Source organism: Streptomyces sp. NPDC096310, assembly GCF_044763125.1.
In the GTDB taxonomy this organism is placed as follows: domain Bacteria; phylum Actinomycetota; class Actinomycetes; order Streptomycetales; family Streptomycetaceae; genus Streptomyces.
The window spans coordinates 172145-190841 of record NZ_JBIWFO010000007.1 but is presented as its reverse complement, the minus strand read 5'-3'; the positions used below and the strand labels follow the sequence as shown (position 1 = coordinate 190841).

The 18697-nt window shown below is 70.6% G+C and carries 19 protein-coding genes and 1 riboswitch; of the genes, 10 read left to right on the top strand and 9 right to left on the bottom strand.

Annotation, left to right across the window (positions count from 1 at the left end; all coding sequences use genetic code 11):
* Positions 1 to 2 precede the first annotated feature (2 nt).
* A complete protein-coding gene (locus ACIQ7D_RS17070; RefSeq protein ID WP_403938222.1) occupies positions 3 to 416 on the bottom strand; it encodes an amidase in 414 nt (137 codons plus the stop codon).
* A 139-nt stretch (positions 417 to 555) separates the two neighbouring features.
* On the opposite strand from ACIQ7D_RS17070, the gene ACIQ7D_RS17065 reads away from it, so the two are divergent.
* The 4 genes from ACIQ7D_RS17065 to ACIQ7D_RS17050 are packed head-to-tail and all read left to right on the top strand — an operon-like array spanning position 556 to position 5220.
* On the top strand, positions 556 to 1398 hold the full coding sequence (locus ACIQ7D_RS17065; RefSeq protein ID WP_403938220.1) for a helix-turn-helix domain-containing protein: 843 nt from the start codon (positions 556 to 558) through the stop codon (positions 1396 to 1398).
* A complete protein-coding gene (locus tag ACIQ7D_RS17060; RefSeq protein ID WP_403938218.1) occupies positions 1379 to 1702 on the top strand; it encodes a DUF397 domain-containing protein in 324 nt (107 codons plus the stop codon). Before ACIQ7D_RS17065 ends, ACIQ7D_RS17060 begins: the two co-directional genes overlap by 20 nt.
* Before the next feature lies 1 nt (position 1703).
* Positions 1704 to 2237, top strand: coding sequence for a hypothetical protein (locus ACIQ7D_RS17055; RefSeq protein WP_403938216.1), 534 nt, complete (start codon positions 1704 to 1706; stop codon positions 2235 to 2237).
* 7 nt (positions 2238 to 2244) lie between these two features.
* Complete coding sequence (locus ACIQ7D_RS17050) at positions 2245 to 5220, top strand: M48 family metalloprotease (protein WP_403938214.1); 2976 nt, start codon at positions 2245 to 2247, stop codon at positions 5218 to 5220.
* 82 nt (positions 5221 to 5302) lie between these two features.
* Here the strand turns inward: ACIQ7D_RS17050 and ACIQ7D_RS17045 are convergent, their stop codons facing one another.
* Entirely contained in the window at positions 5303 to 6751 is a 1449-nt protein-coding gene (locus tag ACIQ7D_RS17045) for an FG-GAP and VCBS repeat-containing protein (RefSeq protein ID WP_403938212.1), read from the bottom strand.
* A gap of 302 nt (positions 6752 to 7053) precedes the next feature.
* Here ACIQ7D_RS17045 and ACIQ7D_RS17040 point away from each other — a divergent pair, with 302 nt between their 5' ends.
* Positions 7054 to 7650 carry a hypothetical protein gene (locus tag ACIQ7D_RS17040; protein ID WP_403938211.1) on the top strand — a complete coding sequence of 199 codons (597 nt, stop codon included), beginning with the start codon at positions 7054 to 7056 and terminating at the stop codon, positions 7648 to 7650.
* 2 nt (positions 7651 to 7652) lie between these two features.
* Complete coding sequence (locus tag ACIQ7D_RS17035; RefSeq protein WP_403938209.1) at positions 7653 to 8333, top strand: hypothetical protein; 681 nt, start codon at positions 7653 to 7655, stop codon at positions 8331 to 8333.
* 103 nt (positions 8334 to 8436) lie between these two features.
* On the opposite strand, the gene ACIQ7D_RS17030 is transcribed toward ACIQ7D_RS17035, so the two are convergent.
* Both ACIQ7D_RS17030 and ACIQ7D_RS17025 read right to left on the bottom strand, forming a co-directional pair.
* Positions 8437 to 9126, bottom strand: a complete 690-nt coding sequence (locus ACIQ7D_RS17030; RefSeq protein ID WP_403938207.1) for a hypothetical protein — start codon at positions 9124 to 9126, stop codon at positions 8437 to 8439.
* Complete coding sequence (locus ACIQ7D_RS17025) at positions 9126 to 9635, bottom strand: RNA polymerase sigma factor (RefSeq protein ID WP_403938205.1); 510 nt, start codon at positions 9633 to 9635, stop codon at positions 9126 to 9128. Before ACIQ7D_RS17025 ends, ACIQ7D_RS17030 begins: the two co-directional genes overlap by 1 nt.
* 9 nt (positions 9636 to 9644) lie before the next feature.
* Between ACIQ7D_RS17025 and ACIQ7D_RS17020 the strand changes: the two genes are divergently transcribed.
* On the top strand, positions 9645 to 10391 hold the full coding sequence (locus ACIQ7D_RS17020) for a Uma2 family endonuclease (protein ID WP_403938204.1): 747 nt from the start codon (positions 9645 to 9647) through the stop codon (positions 10389 to 10391).
* Positions 10392 to 10535: 144 nt separating this feature from the next.
* Here the strand turns inward: ACIQ7D_RS17020 and groL are convergent, their stop codons facing one another.
* From groL to thrC, 4 genes are all read right to left on the bottom strand, one after another.
* Positions 10536 to 12161: a chaperonin GroEL gene (groL, locus tag ACIQ7D_RS17015; protein ID WP_385007689.1), complete on the bottom strand. Its 1626-nt coding sequence runs from the start codon at positions 12159 to 12161 to the stop codon at positions 10536 to 10538.
* A 374-nt stretch (positions 12162 to 12535) separates the two neighbouring features.
* Positions 12536 to 12739, bottom strand: a complete 204-nt coding sequence (locus tag ACIQ7D_RS17010) for a cold-shock protein (RefSeq protein ID WP_005315736.1) — start codon at positions 12737 to 12739, stop codon at positions 12536 to 12538.
* A gap of 353 nt (positions 12740 to 13092) precedes the next feature.
* Entirely contained in the window at positions 13093 to 13368 is a 276-nt protein-coding gene (locus ACIQ7D_RS17005; RefSeq protein WP_329824902.1) for a ubiquitin-like small modifier protein 1, read from the bottom strand.
* 28 nt (positions 13369 to 13396) lie between these two features.
* Complete coding sequence (gene thrC / locus ACIQ7D_RS17000; RefSeq protein ID WP_403938201.1) at positions 13397 to 14689, bottom strand: threonine synthase; 1293 nt, start codon at positions 14687 to 14689, stop codon at positions 13397 to 13399.
* 17 nt (positions 14690 to 14706) lie between these two features.
* Positions 14707 to 14834, bottom strand: a riboswitch (SAM riboswitch).
* 211 nt (positions 14835 to 15045) lie between these two features.
* On the opposite strand from thrC, the gene ACIQ7D_RS16995 reads away from it, so the two are divergent.
* From ACIQ7D_RS16995 to ACIQ7D_RS16985, 3 genes are all read left to right on the top strand, one after another.
* Positions 15046 to 16002 (top strand): glucosyl-3-phosphoglycerate synthase, encoded by a 957-nt coding sequence (locus ACIQ7D_RS16995; protein ID WP_403938199.1) that lies wholly within the window; start codon positions 15046 to 15048, stop codon positions 16000 to 16002.
* Between the two features lie 38 nt (positions 16003 to 16040).
* Entirely contained in the window at positions 16041 to 16202 is a 162-nt protein-coding gene (locus tag ACIQ7D_RS16990) for a hypothetical protein (RefSeq protein WP_403938197.1), read from the top strand.
* A gap of 69 nt (positions 16203 to 16271) precedes the next feature.
* Positions 16272 to 17804, top strand: coding sequence for a trehalose-6-phosphate synthase (locus ACIQ7D_RS16985; protein WP_403938195.1), 1533 nt, complete (start codon positions 16272 to 16274; stop codon positions 17802 to 17804).
* 37 nt (positions 17805 to 17841) lie between these two features.
* Here ACIQ7D_RS16985 and otsB read toward each other — a convergent pair whose 3' ends face one another.
* Complete coding sequence (gene otsB / locus ACIQ7D_RS16980; protein WP_403938193.1) at positions 17842 to 18687, bottom strand: trehalose-phosphatase; 846 nt, start codon at positions 18685 to 18687, stop codon at positions 17842 to 17844.
* Positions 18688 to 18697: the final 10 nt, after the last annotated feature.

Genomic DNA, 18697 nt, shown 5'->3' with positions numbered 1-18697 from the left:
CCTCACCCGCCCGCGGCCGTACGCAGGAACTCCACCAGGTCGTCCACGTCGTACCCGAGCAGCGGCCCCCGCTCGGCGGCCATCAGCAGCAACTGCCCCACGATCTCCGCACCGCGGCCGTCCGTGCCGTCGGCTGTCCAGTCCCAGAGCCCTTCGATCCCCAGGTCGTTCATGAGGACCCCGTAATCCTCCCGGATCTCCGCGCACAGCGGCGCCACGGCGGCGAGCAGGGTGGTGCCGGGACGCTCGCAGCGGAGGCAGAAGTAGTCGCCGAAACACTCGACCGAACACCCCTGCGGCGGATCGGCCCGCAGCACCTCGTAGCGCGGGGCGTAGCAGTCCGGCGCGCCCTCGGCCTGGCAGTGGATCAGCCGGAACCGGTGCAGGGTCTCGCCCGTCCGGGGCGTCGCATCCATGACTCTGGTGACCCGTGTCGCGTTCAATGTCCACTCCCACGCTCTGTACCGGTTACGTGCACACAGCGTGTCCGAGAGTGGTTAGCCTGAACAGAGCAGGCGTCCCAACAGCGCCACCTGTCCGAACCGGGAGTTCCCCATGCCTGGCCCGAAACCGCTCGATCCCTCCTCGTCGCCCCGCGCCATGCTCGGCGCGGAGCTCCGGCACCAGCGGACCGAAGCGAACATGTCCCAGGACGAGTTGGGCGCGGCGCTGTTCGTCAGCGGTTCGTTCATCGGGCAGTTGGAGGCGGGTACGCGCAGGATGCAGCCCGAGTACGCGACCCACTTCGACCAGACATTCAAGACGGACGGCTTCTTCCTCCGCAACTGCGAGGCGCTGAAGAAGTCCAAGTACCCGGACCACTTCGCCGAGGCGGCGGAGGCCGAGGCGGTGGCGACGATGATCCGCGAGTACGCGCCGCAGCTCATCCCGGGCCTGCTCCAGACGGGGGCGTACGCGACGGCGGTCTTCCGCGCGTACCACCCGACGGCTCCGGAGGATGCCATGGAGGAGTTGCTGACGGCGCGGCTGGAGCGGGCCGTGTTGTTGAAGGACCCAACAAAACCGATGGTTTGGACGGTGCTCGACGAGGCGGTACTGCGCAGACCCGTGGGGAGTCCGGCCGTGATGGCGGAGGCGCTGCGCCATGTGACGGCCATGGCGCGGCGCCACCGGATCCTCGTCCAGGTACTGCCTTTCGGGGCCGGCGCGCACGCGGCGATGGAGGGCGCCCTCAAGCTGATGACCTTCGAGGACGCGCCTCCGCTCGTCTATCTCCAGAGCACGGGATCGGGCCAACTGCTGGACGATCCGGCAACGGTCACCCGATACGAACTGACTTACGATCTACTGGGGGCCACCGCACTGTCACCGAGAGCATCCTTGGCCCTGGTCGAATCAGTGGCGGAGGACTACGCACGTGACGAGCAGCAGCCGTGAGTACGACCTGAGCGCGGCGACCTGGCACAAGTCGAGCTACAGCGGAGGCACCGGCGGCAACTGCCTCGAAATCGCCAGGGAGTTCCCCGGCGCGGCCACCTGGCGGAAGTCCACCTTCAGCGGCGGCAGCGGAGGAGACTGTCTGGAGGTGGCCGACGGCCTGACCGGTATGGTCCCCGTCCGCGACTCCAAGACCCCGCACGCGCCGGGCCTCGCCTTCCCAGCGCCGGCGTGGTCCGTTTTCGTCACGGGGGTCAAGACCGCCCCGACCGCACCGACCGTTCACGTGATCTCTGGGGGATGACATGGATTCAGAAGCAGGATTGTCCGGTGAACGCCGGGTACGCGACCTGGTCCGCGAGGCGGTCGCCGACCTACATCCGCATGAACTGCCGCTGGTTGACGGTCTGTTGGACGTCGATGACGCCACGGCCGTCCGGCGTCTGAGGGGACAGAGGAGCCGTCGTGAGCCTCTGGAATTCGGCATCGGCGAGATCTCGGTGCTGATCACGCCCGTGATCTGGCTGACGCTGGACCAGGCTGCCAGACGCTTCGCCGACACCGCCGTGGAAGTGACGTCGCAACGGTCGACCGAGCTGTTGCGCCGGCTGTTCCGCAGGAGCCGGCCGCCGGTCACGATGCCCCCGCTGACCCGCGAACAGCTCGCCGAGGTACGGTGCTTGGTGCTGGAGTGCGCGGAGCAGCGCGGGCTCCCCGCCCAGCGGGCCTCGGAGGTCGCGGACTCGGTGGTCGCCCGGCTGGTGCTGGCGGAGCCGGCCGCCCCGGCCCCCGGCAGACCGGACAACCCCGCCGTCACCGGTACCACTCAAGAGGACTGAGGCGGCGATGGGTACGCCCGCCTCTCGGTCCCAGATCGACGAACGGGCGATGGGCGCGGGTACGACCGCGCGCTTCGCGCTGCTGATTGTCCTGCTCCTGGCCGCCAGTGGGGCCATCATGCTGCCCGTCGTCACCTCGCTGCACAGCAGGGACCGCGTGGGCTGCCAACTCGCCCTGGGCATCGACCCGGACCGGTCCGGGGACATGGCATCGGCGGTCAACGCCCTCAGCCAAGCGGTGCCGTACCAGGCGTGCATGGCCAAGTACGCCTCACCTCCCGCGCCGTGGCAGATCTACGGCTGGCCGGTGCTGCTGTCCGTCGCGGCCGCCCTGCTGTTCGCCTTGCTGCCGGCCTGGAAGGCCCGGCGACGCCGCGCCGTTCCGCTGGAGTCCGTGGACCCGGACGGCGAGATCCGCGTCCGGCTGTCGGAGCTGGCGGGGACCGCCGGCCTGGCCCGGCTGCCGCGCGTGGTCGTGGACCGGTCCTCGCTCTCGGCCGGCGCGGTGGTCTTCGGCCGCAATCGGCGGCCGGTCGTCTGTCTGTACGGCGGCCTGCTCGCCCTTCGGGACAGCGTCCCGAAGCGCTTCCGGGCGGTGGTGCTGCACGAGTTCGCCCACATCGCCAACCGGGACGTCACCGTCACCTACGGCACCATCGCCCTCTGGCGGGTGTTCCTCGCCCTGGTGCTCGCGCCCTATCTGGTCTGGGAGAGCGTACGGGTCCACGACGTCCTCAAGGGGTGGTCGTGGTCGACCGACGCGCCGAGTGTGGCCCGCGGACTGCTGCTCCCGGTGATGACCGTCGCGCTCGTCCATCTCGCACGCTCGGACGTGCTGCGCAGCCGGGAGGTGTACGCGGACCTGGCAGCGGTGCGCTGGGGCGCGGACCCGCGAGGGTGGGACACCACCGCCCGGGCACCGGAGGGCGGCGGATGGCGCCATGTGCTCGGTTCGCTGCGTGAGCACTGGGGCACGCATCCGCGTGGGGAGGAGCGTCGTCACGCCTTGACGGACCCGAAGCCGCTGTTCGGTGTCCGTGCCGTGCCGGTCCTTCTCACCGGAGCGGCGGCCTCGATGGTCAACTCTCACCTGCTGACCTATCTGTCGACGTACAACCTGTACAGCCTGTGGCGCATCCAACTGGTCGCGCTGGCCCCCGCCGTGCTGGTCGCCGTGGTGATCGGGACGGCGCTGTGGCGGACGGTGGCGTACGCGGTCCTGACGGGCGGCCCGGTGCCCTCAGGGAGACGGACGGGGCTGTGGCTGGGCGTCGGACTGGGCGCGGGCGGGCTGTTCACCGGATACGGCACGGGCGGCGCCGAATGGCTGCCCCAGCGGCCGGCGGTGCTGATCCTGGTCCTCGGGGCCGGGGTCGCCTTCACCTGGTGGCTCTCCCGGTGCGCCCAACTGTGGGCCGCTACCTGGCGCGGGCGCTCGCTCCGTCCGCCGCTGCTGATCAGCCTGACCTGCGCCACACTGGCGCTGTCCGCATGGTTCGCCTGGTGGACCATGGACGGGTGGTCGTGGGCGGCCGGGGCGTCGTACAGCAGCAGCGGTGCACGTCAGGCGGTCCTTCAGATGGTGCCCGGCTCGGGCGCGGGGCAACCGGGCGGCGACGCGACGCGTTCGGCCGTGGTCTCGGTCGTCGCCATCACACGGCCGGTACTGAACGGCTTCATCGCCTCACCGCTGATTCCCGCAGCGGTCGCGGTGCTGTGGCTGTTGCCGCTGGCCGCCTGGGCGATCGGCGGGGCCCCGGGCACTCCCCGCTGGGTGGCCGCTGCCCTGCCGGGGGGCGCAGGCCGGGCGCCGGTACCGACGATACCGCCGGTTCCGCCGCTGCGCCGGGTCCTGGGTCCGGGGCTGCTGGGCGGGGCGGTGTGCTGGCTCGGGCTCGCGGGTGTCCAGGCCTACCTGCACACGTCGCGGCCCGGCCGGGGGCGCGATGGCGGAGTCTACGAAGTCCGCTACCTGGTCTGGACGTTCGTGGTCCTGGTGGGGGCGACGGTGGTGGCAGCCGTCGTCGCGGGGACGCGGATCGACCGGGAGCGCCGGCTGGCCGGCACCCTGATCGCGGCGGAGACGGCGGCTCTGCTGGGGCTGGCGGGAATGGTCCTTCTCGTCACCTCGGACGGCTGCGTCGCGCCGCTGAACACCCTGAAGACCAGTTGTTCCTGGGAACCGGCCTGGCAGTCGCTCCGGTGGTCACTGGCGTATCTGGTCAACGGCACCCTCACGCTCGCGGCCATCACCGCCTTCCTGGTGGCCGCTGCCGGGTCGCTCGGCGCACGCGTACGGTCACGGCGGAGGCGGCCGACACGTGCGGTGGACGGCGGGAGCGCTCGGCGCGGCGGGCGGGCGGCAGGCGCCCGGCACTTCGGCGTACGTCTGGGGGCAGCGGCCGTGTGCGCCTCGGCGGCGGTGGGGGTCGCCGTCATGGTGCCGGTCGCTCTGGCGCGATTCCACACCATGGTCCCCGACGCAGCGACGCAGCAGTCGGTGACCCGGCAAGGGGCGAACGTCCCTGCCGTACCGGTGTCCACGAGCACCAGGGCACGGCAGGTCCATGCCTGGCACCGCCTCGGTGGCCGCTACCTGCTGGAGCATGCCGCGGCCGACTTCCACCACATCAATGCCGTGGTGCGCTCGGCCCTGGACACCGAGAACACCGGTATGGCCTACCTGGCACGGCTCCGGCCCACCTGCGCCGACTTCGGCAGGATCGCCGGCTGGGTGAACGGCGCCTACTTTCGGGTGCCGGATCCCGAGGCCCAGGCGGCCTGGCACACCCTCGGCACCCTGGCGCAGAGAGGCAGCATGAACTGCGAACGCGCCCTGAAGCAGGAGGACCACGACCTCTTCTTCACCTCGCTGCGTGAGCTGATCGCCGCCGGAAGAAACGCCGAGGCAGTCACGAACAGGGTCAACACCATGCTGTCCGAGGCGGGTTACCGGGCCTACCGGAACGCGCCCGGCACCTGACCACGAGCCCGCGACCGGCCATTCGGGCCGTGCACGAGGAGCGGGCGTCCGCCCCCCCCCGTGCACGGCCCGGCCGATCCGGTCAGCCGATCATGCGGTAACCGAAGTTCCCGCCGCCCGGAGAGCCGCCCAGCGTGCCCAGGTGGAAGCTGGTGGATCCGACGCCGGTGACGCCGGTCGACGCGCCGGCCGGGAGCTTCCAGACGCGGCCCTTGTAGCCGTCCTCGCCGTTGCCGCCCACATAGATCTCCGGGGCACCGTCCAGGTCGGTGTCGGCCACCGCCAGGGCCGAGCCGAAGTGGTCGTTGTTCTCCGAGGCGCTGGGGACGCCCTTGCTGTTCTGGGTGAGGGACTTCGCGCCGGCGGTGGTGATCCCGGCGGCGGCGCCGCGCAGCACGGTGATCGCGCCCGAGGCGGTGGTGGTCGCCGGGTCGGCGCCGGTCTCGTACGAGGCGCCGATGATCACGTCGTCGTAGCCGTCCTGGTCGGTGTCGCCGACGGCCAGGGCCGAGCCGAAGCGGTCGCCTTCCTCGTCCAGTCCCGGGACGCCGGCACTGGCCTGGGTGTAGGAGCGGGCCTTCGGGGTGGCGGCGATGCCGTTCGGGCCGCCGTAGGCCACGTAGATCCTGTTGTCCTCCGGGTGGCCCGTCACCAGGTCCTGGTGGCCGTCCTTGTTCAGGTCGCCGAAGGCCGAGGGGTAGAACGTGCTGTACGCGTGCGGTCCGCCGAAGCCGCCGCCCTTGGCGAGGCCGGTGGCGGAGCCCTTCAGCACCACACCCCCGGGCGTTCCGTTGCCGAGGACGACGCCGCCGCTGACGACGATGTCGTCGATCCCGTCGCCGGTCAGATCGCCCACATGGACGACGGAGGTCCCCAGCTTGTCCAGGGAACCGGTGTCGCGGAACCAGACACCGGCCGACGCGCCCGTCGTACGGTCGAGCGGGCCGAGCCGTACGGAGAGTCCGTACGCGGTGCCGTTGTGGCCGCGCGTGATGAAGTCGTCGACCCCGTCGCCGTTGACGTCGCCCACGCCGACGGTGCCGCCGAGGACCTTCGGGTCGTGGGCCCGGTAGGTGCCGGGGGTGACGGTGGTGCCCCCGCCCGCGGTGCCCCCGCCGGTGAGGCCCGCGGCGCTCCCCCAGAGCACGGTGTTCCGCTCCGCCCAGTTGACGACCAGGTCGTCGTAGCCGTCACCGTCGAGGTCCCCGTGGGCGCTCACCGCGCGCCACGTACCGTCCTCGGCGGGGTCGCCGGGGACGCCGGGCGTGGCCTGGCTGATGACGGAGGCCGTGTCGTACCTCGGACCGGTGGCCGAGCCGTACGCGACGGTGACGACGCCGGCCCGCCGCACGCCGTCGACGGTCGCGGTGTGCGCGCCGATGGCGAGGTCCGGGTAGCCGTCGCCGTTGAAGTCCGCCCCGGCTCCCCCCACCGGGCCCGTACGGTCGGCGGCGGCGACCGGTGTCACACCGCCGACACCGAGCAGTGCGGCCGCGCAGACGGCCGCCGTGGTGAACGCTCTTGTGCGCATCAGAACCCCCCAGGTTCTCCGGTGGCGGCCCCGCAAAGAGGCCGCCGGAATACCGAACAGCTGTGATCATACGGGCGCCTCGGAACCGCCTCACGCGCCCGGTGGTTCTTTACATGCGGAGCCAACTCCCCTGTTTATTACGTGAATTTGGCGGTCGATATCCTTTGACGACGGGACCTGACGGGCCATAGGGTCGGATGTGTCGGGTGAGCTGACCGACGGGGGAGCCAACCGGGGGAGCGAAAGGGGAAGTTCAGCTCATGAGGGATGCGTGACATATATCCGCGTCCTCATTCTCGATCGTGCATGCGCGCGGCATCGCGCTGCCGCATGCCCAATTCACGGGGAAAAAATTGAATCGGAGATTCGCACGCGCATCGCTCGTGCTCACTTCCTGCACCGCGCTGGCCGTCGCCGGCACGCTGGCCGGATCGACATCCGCGCAGGCCACGTACTACAGCGGAGGCATGCCGAAGCGGTCGTTCAACGTCAAGACCGTCGGCATCAACAACGAGTGGGTCAAGTACTTCGACACCGGCCGCAAGAACTGGAACGACGCCGGGGTAAAGGCGAAGATCGGCCGGAAGTCCACTGCGAAGGCCTCGTTCACGGCGGGCCGCTACAGCGCGAGTTGGTACGGGGTTTACGCGCCGTCCGGCTCTCGTGCCAATCGGGTATTCAAGATCCAGGTAAATGCCAGGACCCTCGACCGGGATGCCGGTTCGAAGTACGACCAATGGGTTCGCAGCACCACCACGCACGAACTCGGGCACGCGCTGAGCCTCGACGACAACCCGAATACCAGCAAAGCGTCACTCATGAAGCACAGCCGTAATCGTGCGACGGTGCAGAAGCCGCTGGCGTACGACAAGTCCGAGGTGAAGAGGATCTACTCGTGATAGTGACCCGGAACCTTCTCGTCACCGGCGCCGCGGCCCTCGCCGCGTTCGGCGTCGTCGGCTGCTCCTCGGACGGCGGATCCGCGAACGGCTCCGGATCCGCGGCCGGATCCGGGGCCGGATCCTCGGCGGACGTCGTGGCGTACCACGCGGACTACCCCGCCTACGACTCGCTCGACGCGGTCATCGAGGAGTCCGACCTCGTCGTCAAGGGCACCGTGGTCGGCTCCCGGGTCGAGCCCATGCTGCCCGAGACATCGGCGGGCGGCGACCCGGCCACCAACCCGCAGGCGGGTCTCTCCCCGAAGGAGATCGCGCGGGCCGAGGCCGAGGCGGAGGCCGACCCGGTGGTCGTCACCGTCTCCACGGTGAAGGTCTCCCAGGTGCTCGCCGGGGACGCCGCAGTCGGGGACACCGTCGAGGTCAGCCAGCTCGGCGGTACGTACAAGGGCGTCACGTACAAGGAGCGGGACACCACGACGCTCGCCGGGGGCGGCACCGAGTACGTACTGATGCTCGCCGACAACGGCACCGCCAACCCGTACGACCTGCTCAACCCGGAGCAGGCGCTCTACACCGTGGGGTCCGGCGGTGCGGTCAAGGCCGTTTCGGGCGGCGGCTTCGACCACGCGGGCACGGTCAGCCGGCTCGCCGACCGGACGCGGCGGCTCAGCGCCAGGTAGACGGTCACGTACCGCACCGGAGCCGAACCCGGGTGGGGTGTCACGGAGGACAATGCCCTCCGTGACACCCCGCCGTTGTTCCACCGCCCCACTCCCCACCGCTCTACTCCGCGAGCCGGAGCGCCTTGAGGACCCCGGGGCTCAGGGCCACGTCGTTGTCGTTCCCGGCGACCGCCCGCCGGCCGTCGCCGCCCACGCCGTACCAGCCCTGCGTGGTGTTCACCAGGACGTACCCCCCGTCGCCGCTCTCCTCCAGCAGCAGGACGTACTCCTTGCCCGCCGTGAGCCCGGCCGTCTCGGGCCCGGAGCCCGGGGTGGTGTACGAGACCTCGATCGAGTCGCCCGGGGTCTCGCCCTTGGCGGTCGCCACCACGTCCGCCGTCGCGACGGTCGTCCTGATGTCGTCGGCGTTCTCCTCCCGCCCGGCGCCGAGCTTCGCCCGTACGATCACGGTCGCGACGCCTTCCAACCGGGCGGTGGTCCCGAAGTACGGCTCGTCGGCGACGGCTCCGCCACCCGGTCCGGCGCCCGGGCCCTCGCCGGGGCCCGCCGCATCGTCCGGGAGCAGGAAGAGGGTGGCGCCGCCGATGACGGCGGCGGCCCCGCACGCGACGACGGTCGTCAGGAAGCCGCGCCGGGGCGACCGGCGGGCAGCCACCGTACGGACCGGCCGCGCGCCCTCGTCCACGGGCCCCACCAGGGCGGCCAGTTCGGCCGCCGCACGCGGTGACAGCTCCCCGGGATCCGGGGCGGGTACCGGATTGGCGTTCCGGATCATCGACTTCACGCGCATCACACTGACTCCTCGGGCAGGTCGTACACATCACGGAACGCTTTGCGGGCCCGGTGCAGCCGGACCCACACGGCAGGCGCCGAACAACCCAGCGCCTGACCGGTCTCGGCGGCGCTCAGCCCGTCCCAGTAGCTGAGCAGCAGCACCTCGCGGTGGTGGGACGGCAGCCGGTCGAGCGCGTCGAGAACGGCTTCGTGCGGGCCGGAGGCGGGCGTACGGCCCAACTCGTCGCCGATCCGCCGGTGCAGCTCCGTCAGCCGCTCCATCGAGCGGTAGTGGTTGTTCAGCAGATTCCGCGCGGTGCCGAACAGCCAGCCCGTGCCGACCTCCTGGCCGTCCGTCATGCGCTCCCAGGCCGTACGGAAGACCTCGGCGGTCAGCTCCTCGGCCGCCGCCCGGTCCCCCGACCTCCGGTGCACGAAGGCGGACACCCGCGGGTGGTCACGGATGTACAAGGCGGTGAACCGCGCGGCGCGGTCCCGGTCGCTCCCGGTCTTCAAGGTCTCCACACCCCATAGATGTCATGGGCCCGGCGCATCCTTACGGCCCGAAGCTCAAGAATTGAGATCGGAGCGGTTTTTTCAAGGATCGGGTGGTGGGCCCCCTCCCGTCACTTCAACCCTGATGACCTGATGACCGTTTGTGTTCGGTCTGCTACAGAGAGTGGCGACGCTTCAGCGTGCCCTCAGAACGTGGAACGGCCCCCGCCGGTGTTACGAGCACCATCGCGAGGGCCTGACCACCAGATCAACGGCAAATTCTTCAGAAGGAGCGCCGGATCTCCATGGCTGTCAGCCAGCCTAGTGCCGAGCGGTGCCCGCCGCACGCCGCCCCGCCCGCTTCCACCGCATCTCACCCGATGGCGCCCACCGGCTACGACAGGCGTTCGACCGCCGGTCAACAGCCCCGTACCGCCGAGGACTTCGGCCGCCCGTCCGGACGGCGCCCTGACGCCACTCGACCACTTCGCGGGACAGGGCGAGTGGGCTCCGACCGACGGTGTCCTCATGACCTTGGAGGTCACTTCTCACGATCGCGACACCGCGCGCCGCGATCGCAGGGAGAAGCGTGACGGTTACGCCGGTGCCGGCATCCCCCTCTATCTGCTCATCGACCGGGATGCCGAAGAACTGGTGGTCTACACGGACCCGCGGCAGGGCGCGTACATGAGCCGTCACACATACCGGTACGGAGAGACGGTCAAGCTCCCCGCTCCCGTGGGCATCACCCTGGAGACCGAGAAGCTCAAGGACTACACCCGCTGACGTCCGTTGACGTACGCCCGGAAAAAGCCCGGGGGCGGCACCCCTTCCCGAGCCGAAGCTCGAAGAAGGGGTGCCGCCCCCGTTCAGGACGGTCGATCAACCGGCCGACGGGACGCGGCGGGCGTCCGGGCGGCCTCAGGTCGATCAGAAGTCCATGTCACCGCCCGGCATGCCGCCGCCGGCCGGGGCCGCGCCGGCCTTCTCCGGCTTGTCGGCGATGACGGCCTCGGTGGTGAGGAACAGCGCGGCGATGGACGCGGCGTTCTGGAGAGCGGAGCGCGTGACCTTCGCCGGGTCGATGATGCCCTCGGCGATCATGTCGACGTACTCGCCGGTCGCGGCGTTCAGGCCGTGACCGACCGTCAGGTTGCGGACCTTCTCCACGACGACGCCGCCCTCAAGACCACCGTTGACGGCGATCTGCTTGAGCGGAGCCTCCAGCGCGAGCTTGACGGCCTGCGCGCCGGTCGCCTCGTCGCCCGTCAGCTCAAGCTTCTCGAAGACCGAGGAAGCCTGGAGCAGAGCCACGCCACCACCGGCGACGATGCCCTCCTCGACGGCGGCCTTGGCGTTGCGCACCGCGTCCTCGATGCGGTGCTTGCGCTCCTTGAGCTCGACCTCGGTCGCGGCACCGGCCTTGATGACGGCCACGCCGCCGGCCAGCTTCGCCAGGCGCTCCTGGAGCTTCTCGCGGTCGTAGTCCGAGTCGCTGTTCTCGATCTCGGCACGGATCTGGCTGACCCGGCCCGCGACCTGGTCGCTGTCGCCGCCACCGTCGACGATGGTCGTCTCGTCCTTGGTGATGACGACGTTGCGGGCGCGGCCGAGCAGGTCGAGACCGGCGTTCTCCAGCTTGAGGCCGACCTCCTCGGAGATGACCGTGCCGCCGGTGAGGATGGCGATGTCGTTCAGCATCGCCTTGCGGCGGTCACCGAAGCCCGGGGCCTTGACGGCGACGGACTTGAAGGTGCCCTTGAGCTTGTTGACGACCAGGGTCGACAGGGCCTCGCCCTCGACGTCCTCGGCGATGATCAGCAGCGGCTTGCCGGACTGGATGACCTTCTCCAGCAGGGGAAGGAGGTCCTTCACACTGCCGATCTTGGAGTTGGCGATCAGGATGTACGGGTCGTCGAGCGACGCCTCCATACGCTCCATGTCCGTGGCGAAGTACGCCGAGATGTAGCCCTTGTCGAAGCGCATGCCCTCGGTGAGCTCAAGCTCCAGACCGAAGGTCTGCGACTCCTCGACGGTGATGACGCCTTCCTTGCCGACCTTGTCCATCGCCTCGGCGATGAGCTCGCCGATCTGGGTGTCGGCGGCGGAGATGGAGGCCGTCGAAGCGATCTGCTCCTTGGTCTCCACGTCCTTGGCCTGCTCCAGCAGGGCGCCGGAGACGGCCTCGACGGCCTTCTCGATGCCGCGCTTGAGGGCCATCGGGTTGGCGCCGGCCGCCACGTTGCGCAGGCCCTCACGGACGAGCGCCTGGGCGAGGACGGTCGCGGTGGTCGTACCGTCACCGGCGACGTCGTCCGTCTTCTTGGCGACTTCCTTGACCAGCTCGGCGCCGATCTTCTCGTACGGGTCCTCGAGCTCGATCTCCTTGGCGATGGACACACCATCGTTGGTGATCGTGGGGGCGCCCCACTTCTTCTCGAGGACGACGTTGCGGCCCTTGGGACCAAGGGTGACCTTGACGGCGTCGGCGAGCTGGTTCATCCCGCGCTCGAGACCGCGCCGTGCCTCCTCGTCGAACGCGATGATCTTGGCCATGTGAAGTGGTCCTCCCGGACGTATGGGGTCTCCCCTGCTCGAACGCAGTTGAGAGCTTGGGGAAGGATTTCTCCGGACCGCGCTGGCGCCCGCGACGGACGGCCTGAGAGTCGGCGGTTCCTTGCCCCGCCGGCTCTTCGGGCCTCACCGACCCGGTCCCAAGTTGTCACTCTCACTTGCAGAGTGCTAACGCAATAATTAGCACTCGACCCCCGAGAGTGCAAGCGCCTCCGGCTCGTCGCCCGCGGGGCGTCGCCGAGGGCTCACGCATGAGGGGCCCGCATCCCTGTCCGGGATGCGGGCCCCTCATGCGTGAGTGCGATGCGGAATCCGTACCGAGTACCTGAGTGCGTCGGTGGCCGATCGCGCCGGGATCAGACGGCGAGCTTGACCATGTCCGCCTGCGGACCCTTCTGGCCCTGCGAGATCTCGAACTCCACTCGCTGACCTTCTTCAAGGGTGCGGTAACCGTCCATCTGGATCGCGCTGTAGTGGACGAATACATCCGCACCACCGTCGACCGCGATGAAGCCGTAGCCCTTCTCCGCGTTGAACCACTTGACGGTGCCCTGAGCCATGCCAACTCCCCTATTACTGGCCCTTGCACGGGGCCACACTTCGCGCCGGAACGCGTCGACCGCGGCTGAATGTATCTGCCCAACTGCCCTCTGCAACAGGTCAATCGGACGAGAATTCTGGGCGTGGCCGAACACGCATAGTGCTGAATCCACTGCGTTCCGGGACAAGTCGGGCCGGGCAAAGCGTACATACGCCGCAAAAGGCTCCAGGACTTTACCCTCATCTTGTCGCGTTCTCGCTCGCGTACGGAGCGGGCGACGGCGGGGCGTTCCCACACTCTACCGTGCTCAACCATGTAGAACGGTCCCCTCCGCTTCTCTCGCGGAGGGGACCGTGTCCGTTACCGAGCGCGTCAGCCCCCGGCGACCGCCGGAATGATCGAGATGCCCGCGCCCGCCGGGGTGGCGGTCTCCAGACCCTGCTCAAAACGGACGTCGTCGTCGTTCACGTACACGTTGACGAAGCGGCGCAGCTTGCCCTGGTCGTCCAGGACGCGGCCGGCGATGCCCGGGTGGTTCGTCTCCAGCGACTGGATGACCTCGGAGAGGGTGGCGCCCTCCGCCGGAACCTCGGCCTGGCCACCGGTGTAGGTGCGGAGGATGGTGGGGATACGGACCTTGACGCTCATCGTGGGAAGCCTTTCTCGGTGTCGGTGGTCAGCTCGTGGCGAGGCCCGCGGCGCGGAACGCGTCGAGGCTCGGGCGGATCGTCGCCGTCGGGCCGGTCGTCGGCGCCACGGCGTCCAGCGTCTTGAGCCCGTCACCGGTGTTGAGGACGACGGTGGTGAGGGACGGGTCGAGCACGCCCGCCTCGATGAGCTTCTTCGTCACGCCGACCGTCACCCCGCCCGCGGTCTCCGCGAAGATGCCCTCGGTGCGCGCCAGCAGCTTGATCGCGTCGACGATCTGCGCGTCGTCGACGTCCTCCACCGCGCCGCCGGTGCGCCGGGCGATGTCCAGGACGTACGGGCCGTCGGCGGGGTTGCCGATCGCCAGGGACTTGGCGATGGTGTCCGGCTTCTGCGGCCGTACGACGTCGTGCCCGGCCTTGAAGGCGGTGGAGACCGGCGAGCAGCCCTCGGCCTGGGCGCCGAAGATCTTGTAGGGGCGGTCCTCGACGAGGCCGAGCTTGATCAGCTCCTGGAGCCCCTTGTCGATCTTCGTGAGCTGCGACCCCGAGGCGATCGGGATGACGATCTGGTCCGGCAGCCGCCAGCCGAGCTGTTCGCAGATCTCGTACGCGAGGGTCTTGGAGCCCTCTCCGTAGTACGGCCGCAGGTTGACGTTGACGAAGCCCCAGCCCTCGCCCAGCGGGTCGCCGATGAGCTCGGAGCAGAAACGGTTGACGTCGTCGTAGTTGCCCTCGATGCCGACCAGGTCACCGCCGTACACCGCGGCCATGACGACCTTGCCCTGCTCCAGGTCGTGCGGGATGAACACGCAGGAGCGGAAGCCGGCGCGGGCCGCGGCGGCGCCGACGGCGCCGGCGAGGTTGCCGGTGGAGGAGCAGGAGAGGGTGGTGAAGCCGAAGGCGCGGGCGGCCTCGACGGCGATGGCGACGACGCGGTCCTTGAAGGAGTGCGTCGGGTTACCGGAGTCGTCCTTGATGTGGAGCGAGCCGGTGATCCCCAGTTCACGGGCGAGGTTGTCGGCCTTGACCAGCTTCGTGAAACCGGGGTTGATGCTGGGCTTCGAGGCGACGTCGGCGGGGACGGGCAGCAGCGGCGCGTACCGCCAGATGTTGTCCGGGCCTTCGGCGATGCGCTTCTTCAGCTCTTCGGGGCTGCCGCTCGGCAGGTCGTACGCGACTTCGAGCGGCCCGAAACAGCTCGCGCAGGCGAAGAGGGGGCCGAGGTCGAAGCGCTCTCCGCATTCGCGGCACGAGAGTGCGGCGGCGGGGCCGAGGTCGACGGTCTCGTTCGTACCGCTTCGGACGGTCTGCACAGCCATGGTGGCGAGGCCCTTTCTCCTCATCTTCCTCGCGACGTACTTCGCCACGAGACGGAATTGGCACCTTCCCCACCGTGACCTCGCGGTCGGCGGGAGGGTTGCCGGGACTTCAACGGGCCGTTCCCTCTGTCCCTCTGGATGAGCGCTATGGCGCCGGAGCCTGGGTCCGGTGCGTTTGTTCACGTGATGACCCCGGCATGCGGTGGTCATTCGTGTTGTTCAAGACTGTAACCGAAGGTGTGGAGGGTTGAGATAGTCGTCCGCACCGCGAGATGGATCACGTCATGGCGCACGGGGACCCGGCGCCGGCCCGCGGATGACCGCACAGGCCAAGGATCGCGCAGGGAGTACCGAACGTGCTGGAAGAGGTGGAGCACTGGCTGACCAGGCGTTCCTGGTCGGCGGGGGACCGTACGCTCGACCGGCTCCTGGCGGCGAAAGCGGCGCGCGGCAGCACGGTCAGCGTGGTCCTGCCGGCGCTGGACGAGGAGGCGACGGTCGGCGCGATCGTCTCCGTCGTGCGGCGGGAGCTGATGGAGCGGGTGCGGCTCGTCGACGAGCTGGTGGTGATCGACTCCGGCTCCACCGACCGTACGGGCGAGGTCGCGGCGGCGGCGGGCGCGCGGGTGGTGCACCGGGACACGATCCTGCCGCGGCTGCCCGCGCTGCCCGGCAAGGGCGAGGTGCTGTGGCGGTCGCTGCTGGTGACGAGCGGCGACATCGTGTGCTTCGTGGACGCGGATCTGCGGGAGTTCTCGCCGGATTTCGTCTCCGGGATCGTGGGCCCGCTGCTCACCGAGCCGGAGGTGCAGTTCGTGAAGGCGATGTACGACCGCCCGCTGGGCGGTGGTACGGAGGGGGAGGCCGGCCAGGGCGGGCGGGTGACGGAGCTGGTGGCGCGCCCGCTGCTCAATCTGCACTGGCCGAGGCTGGCCGGCTTCGTCCAGCCGCTGGGCGGGGAGTACGCGGCGCGCCGTGCGCTGCTGGAGCGGCTGCCGTTCCCCGTGGGGTACGGCGTGGAGCTGGGCCTGCTGGTGGACGCGCTGCACACGGTGGGGCTGGACGCGCTGGCCCAGGTGGACGTGGGGGTAAGGCTCCACCGCCACCAGGACGACCGGGCGCTGGGGCGGATGGCCGCGGCGATCTACCGTACGGCGCAGCTCCGGCTCCAGCGGGGCCATCTCGTACGGCCGCGGCTCACGCAGTTCGAGCGGGGCGAGGACGGTTTCACGCCGCGGACGCACGCGGTGGACACGGAGGAACGTCCGCCGATGCGGGAGATCGCGGAGTACACGGCCGGACGCGCGGCGTAACGTCGGATCATCGCACCGGTTGCCTACATTGCTGCCCCATGGGCATGAATCTGGCGATTTCGAGGGCTTCGGAGTTCACGCGGGTGCTGGCGCAGGCCGGGTCGACGGCCGAGCGGCTGTGGCTGCTGGGCGGGATGGCGTTCGCGCTGACGGGCGCCGGGGTGGTCGCGCTGGCCGCGGCGCGCGGGCGGCGCGACTGAGCGGACGCGTCCCCGACGTCACACGCACCGTACGTTTGAGCGTTTCCGCGACGGGCTAGGTTTCGCGACATGGTTACCGAGCAGTCCGTCAGCCCCGCGCCGGCCCGCGTCCTGGTGGCGTCCAACCGCGGCCCCGTCTCGTACACGCGGCGCGACGACGGCACGCTGGAGGCCAGGCGCGGCGGCGGCGGACTGGTGTCGGGCCTGTCGGCCATCGGGGCCGACGGCTCCGGAGAAGACGCCGTCTGGGTGTGCGCGGCGCTCGGCGAGGGCGACCGGGAGGCCGTACGGCGTACGGAGGGCCGCCTCGACCCGGCCGACACGGGCGGGCAGCGGGTACGGATGCTGGGCATCGACCCCGAGGTGTACGCCGCCGCGTACAACGACATCGCCAACTCGACCCTCTGGTTTGTCCACCACATGCTCTACCAGACCCCGCTGGAGCCGTCCTTCGGCCCGGAGTTCCGTGAGCGGTGGGCCGCGTACGAGACGTACAACCGCGCCTTCGCCGAGGCGCTGGCGCAGGAGGCGGCCGAGGGCGCGGCGGTCCTGGTGCAGGACTATCACCTGGCGCTCGTCCCCGGGATGCTGCGGGCGCTCCGCCCCGACCTCAGGATCGGGCACTTCTCGCACACGCCGTGGGCGCCCGCGGAGTACTTCAGGCTGCTGCCCGACGACATCGCGGAGCGGCTGCTGCTGGGCATGCTCGGCGCCGACCGGCTGGGCTTCCTGACCTGGCGGTGGGCGGAGGCGTTCAAGGAGTGCGCCCGCTCGGTGCTGGCGGACCGGGGCCTGACGGCGCACTGGCCGCAGGACGCGGCAGGGGACGGCGGGCGCCATCTCACGTACGCGCACGAGAACGGCCCCTCCGGCGGCCGGACGTATCTCGCGGTCCACGGCCTGGGCGCCGACGGCGACTTCCTGCGCGAGCGCGCGCACCGCCCGGACGTGGCCGAGCGGATGGCGGCCCTGCGCGAGCAGATCGGGGTCGCACCGGACGGGGCCGACCGCAGGACGATCGTCCGGGTGGACCGTACGGAGCTCTCCAAGAACATCGTCCGGGGCCTGCTCTCCTACCGGCAGCTCCTGCTCGACCATCCGCACTGGCGCGAGCGCGTCGTCCATGTGGCCTTCGCGTACCCGTCCCGGCAGGACCTGGCCATCTACCGCGCCTACACGGAGGAGGTCCAGCGGGTCGCCGACGCGATCAACACGGAGCTGGGCACCCCCGGCTGGACCCCGGTCGTCCTCCACGTCAAGGACGACTTCGCCCGCTCCCTGGCCGCGTACCGGCTGGCCGACGTGGCGCTGGTCAACCCCATCCGCGACGGCATGAACCTGGTCGCGAAGGAGATCCCGGTCCTCTCCGAGCGCGCCTGCGCGCTGGTGCTGTCACGGGAGGCGGGCGCGTACGCGGAGCTGGGCGAGGACGCGCTGGTGGTCAACCCGTACGACATCAACGCGACGGCCGCCGCCCTCCACGAGGCCCTGACGATGCCCCCGGCCGACCGCACGGACCGCGCCAAGCGCCTGGCCGCCGCTGCGACGGCGCTGCCGCCGCAGCGGTGGTTCCTGGACCAGTTGGAGGCGCTGCGGGGCTGAGCTCGTCCAGGGGGCCGAGGGCTCAGGGCCCGAGGCCCTACGGGGCGGCCGTGCGCGCCAGCGCCGCCAGGAAGTCCGCCAGGGCCGCCGGGCCCGGGAGGACGAGGTCGGCTCGTTCGGAGAGTTCGGGGACTTCGGTGCCGCTGGCGATCAGCAGGCCCGGGTGGCCGTCGGAGCGGAGTTTCTCCACCGCCGCGTAGGCCGGCAGGTCGCCCAGGTCGTCGCCCGCGTAGAGGACCGTCTCGGCGTCGATCTCGCGGACGTACTCCAACAGCGCCACGCCCTTGTCGACGCCCGGCGGGCGCAGTTCCAGGACCATGCGGCCCGGTTCGACGATCAGGCCGTGGCGTGCGGCGAGGGCGGCGAGGGGGTCGCGCAGCGCCTCGAAGGCGGCCTGCGGGTCGGTGGCGCGGCGGGTGTGAACGGCGACCGCCCGGCCCTTCTCCTCGATCCAGGTGCCACGCCAGGCGCCGAACTGTTCGAGGAAGCCGGGGAGTTCGGCGCGGACGGCCGCGACGCCCTCGTGCGGGGCGGGGGCGTGGACCGTACCGGAGACGGCGTCCCAGCGTTCGGCGCCGTAGTGGCCGAGGACGACCAGGTGTTCCAGGCCGGGCACACCGGCGAAGCCGCCGTACCGTACGGCGACCCCGGCGGGGCGCCCCGTGACCACCGCGACGGAGGCGACGCGCGGGGCGAGGGCGGCGAGGGCGGGGAGCGCGCGCGCGTGGGCGCGGGCCTGTTCGGGGTCGGGGACGATCTCGGCGAGGGTGCCGTCGAAGTCGAGCGCGACGACGGCGCCGCCGGGCCGGGCGAGAAGCGCGGCCAGGCCGTCGGCTCCGGCGGTGGTGGTCGGTTCCGGCAGGGAGTACGCGTGGCTGCCCATGGTCCGACCT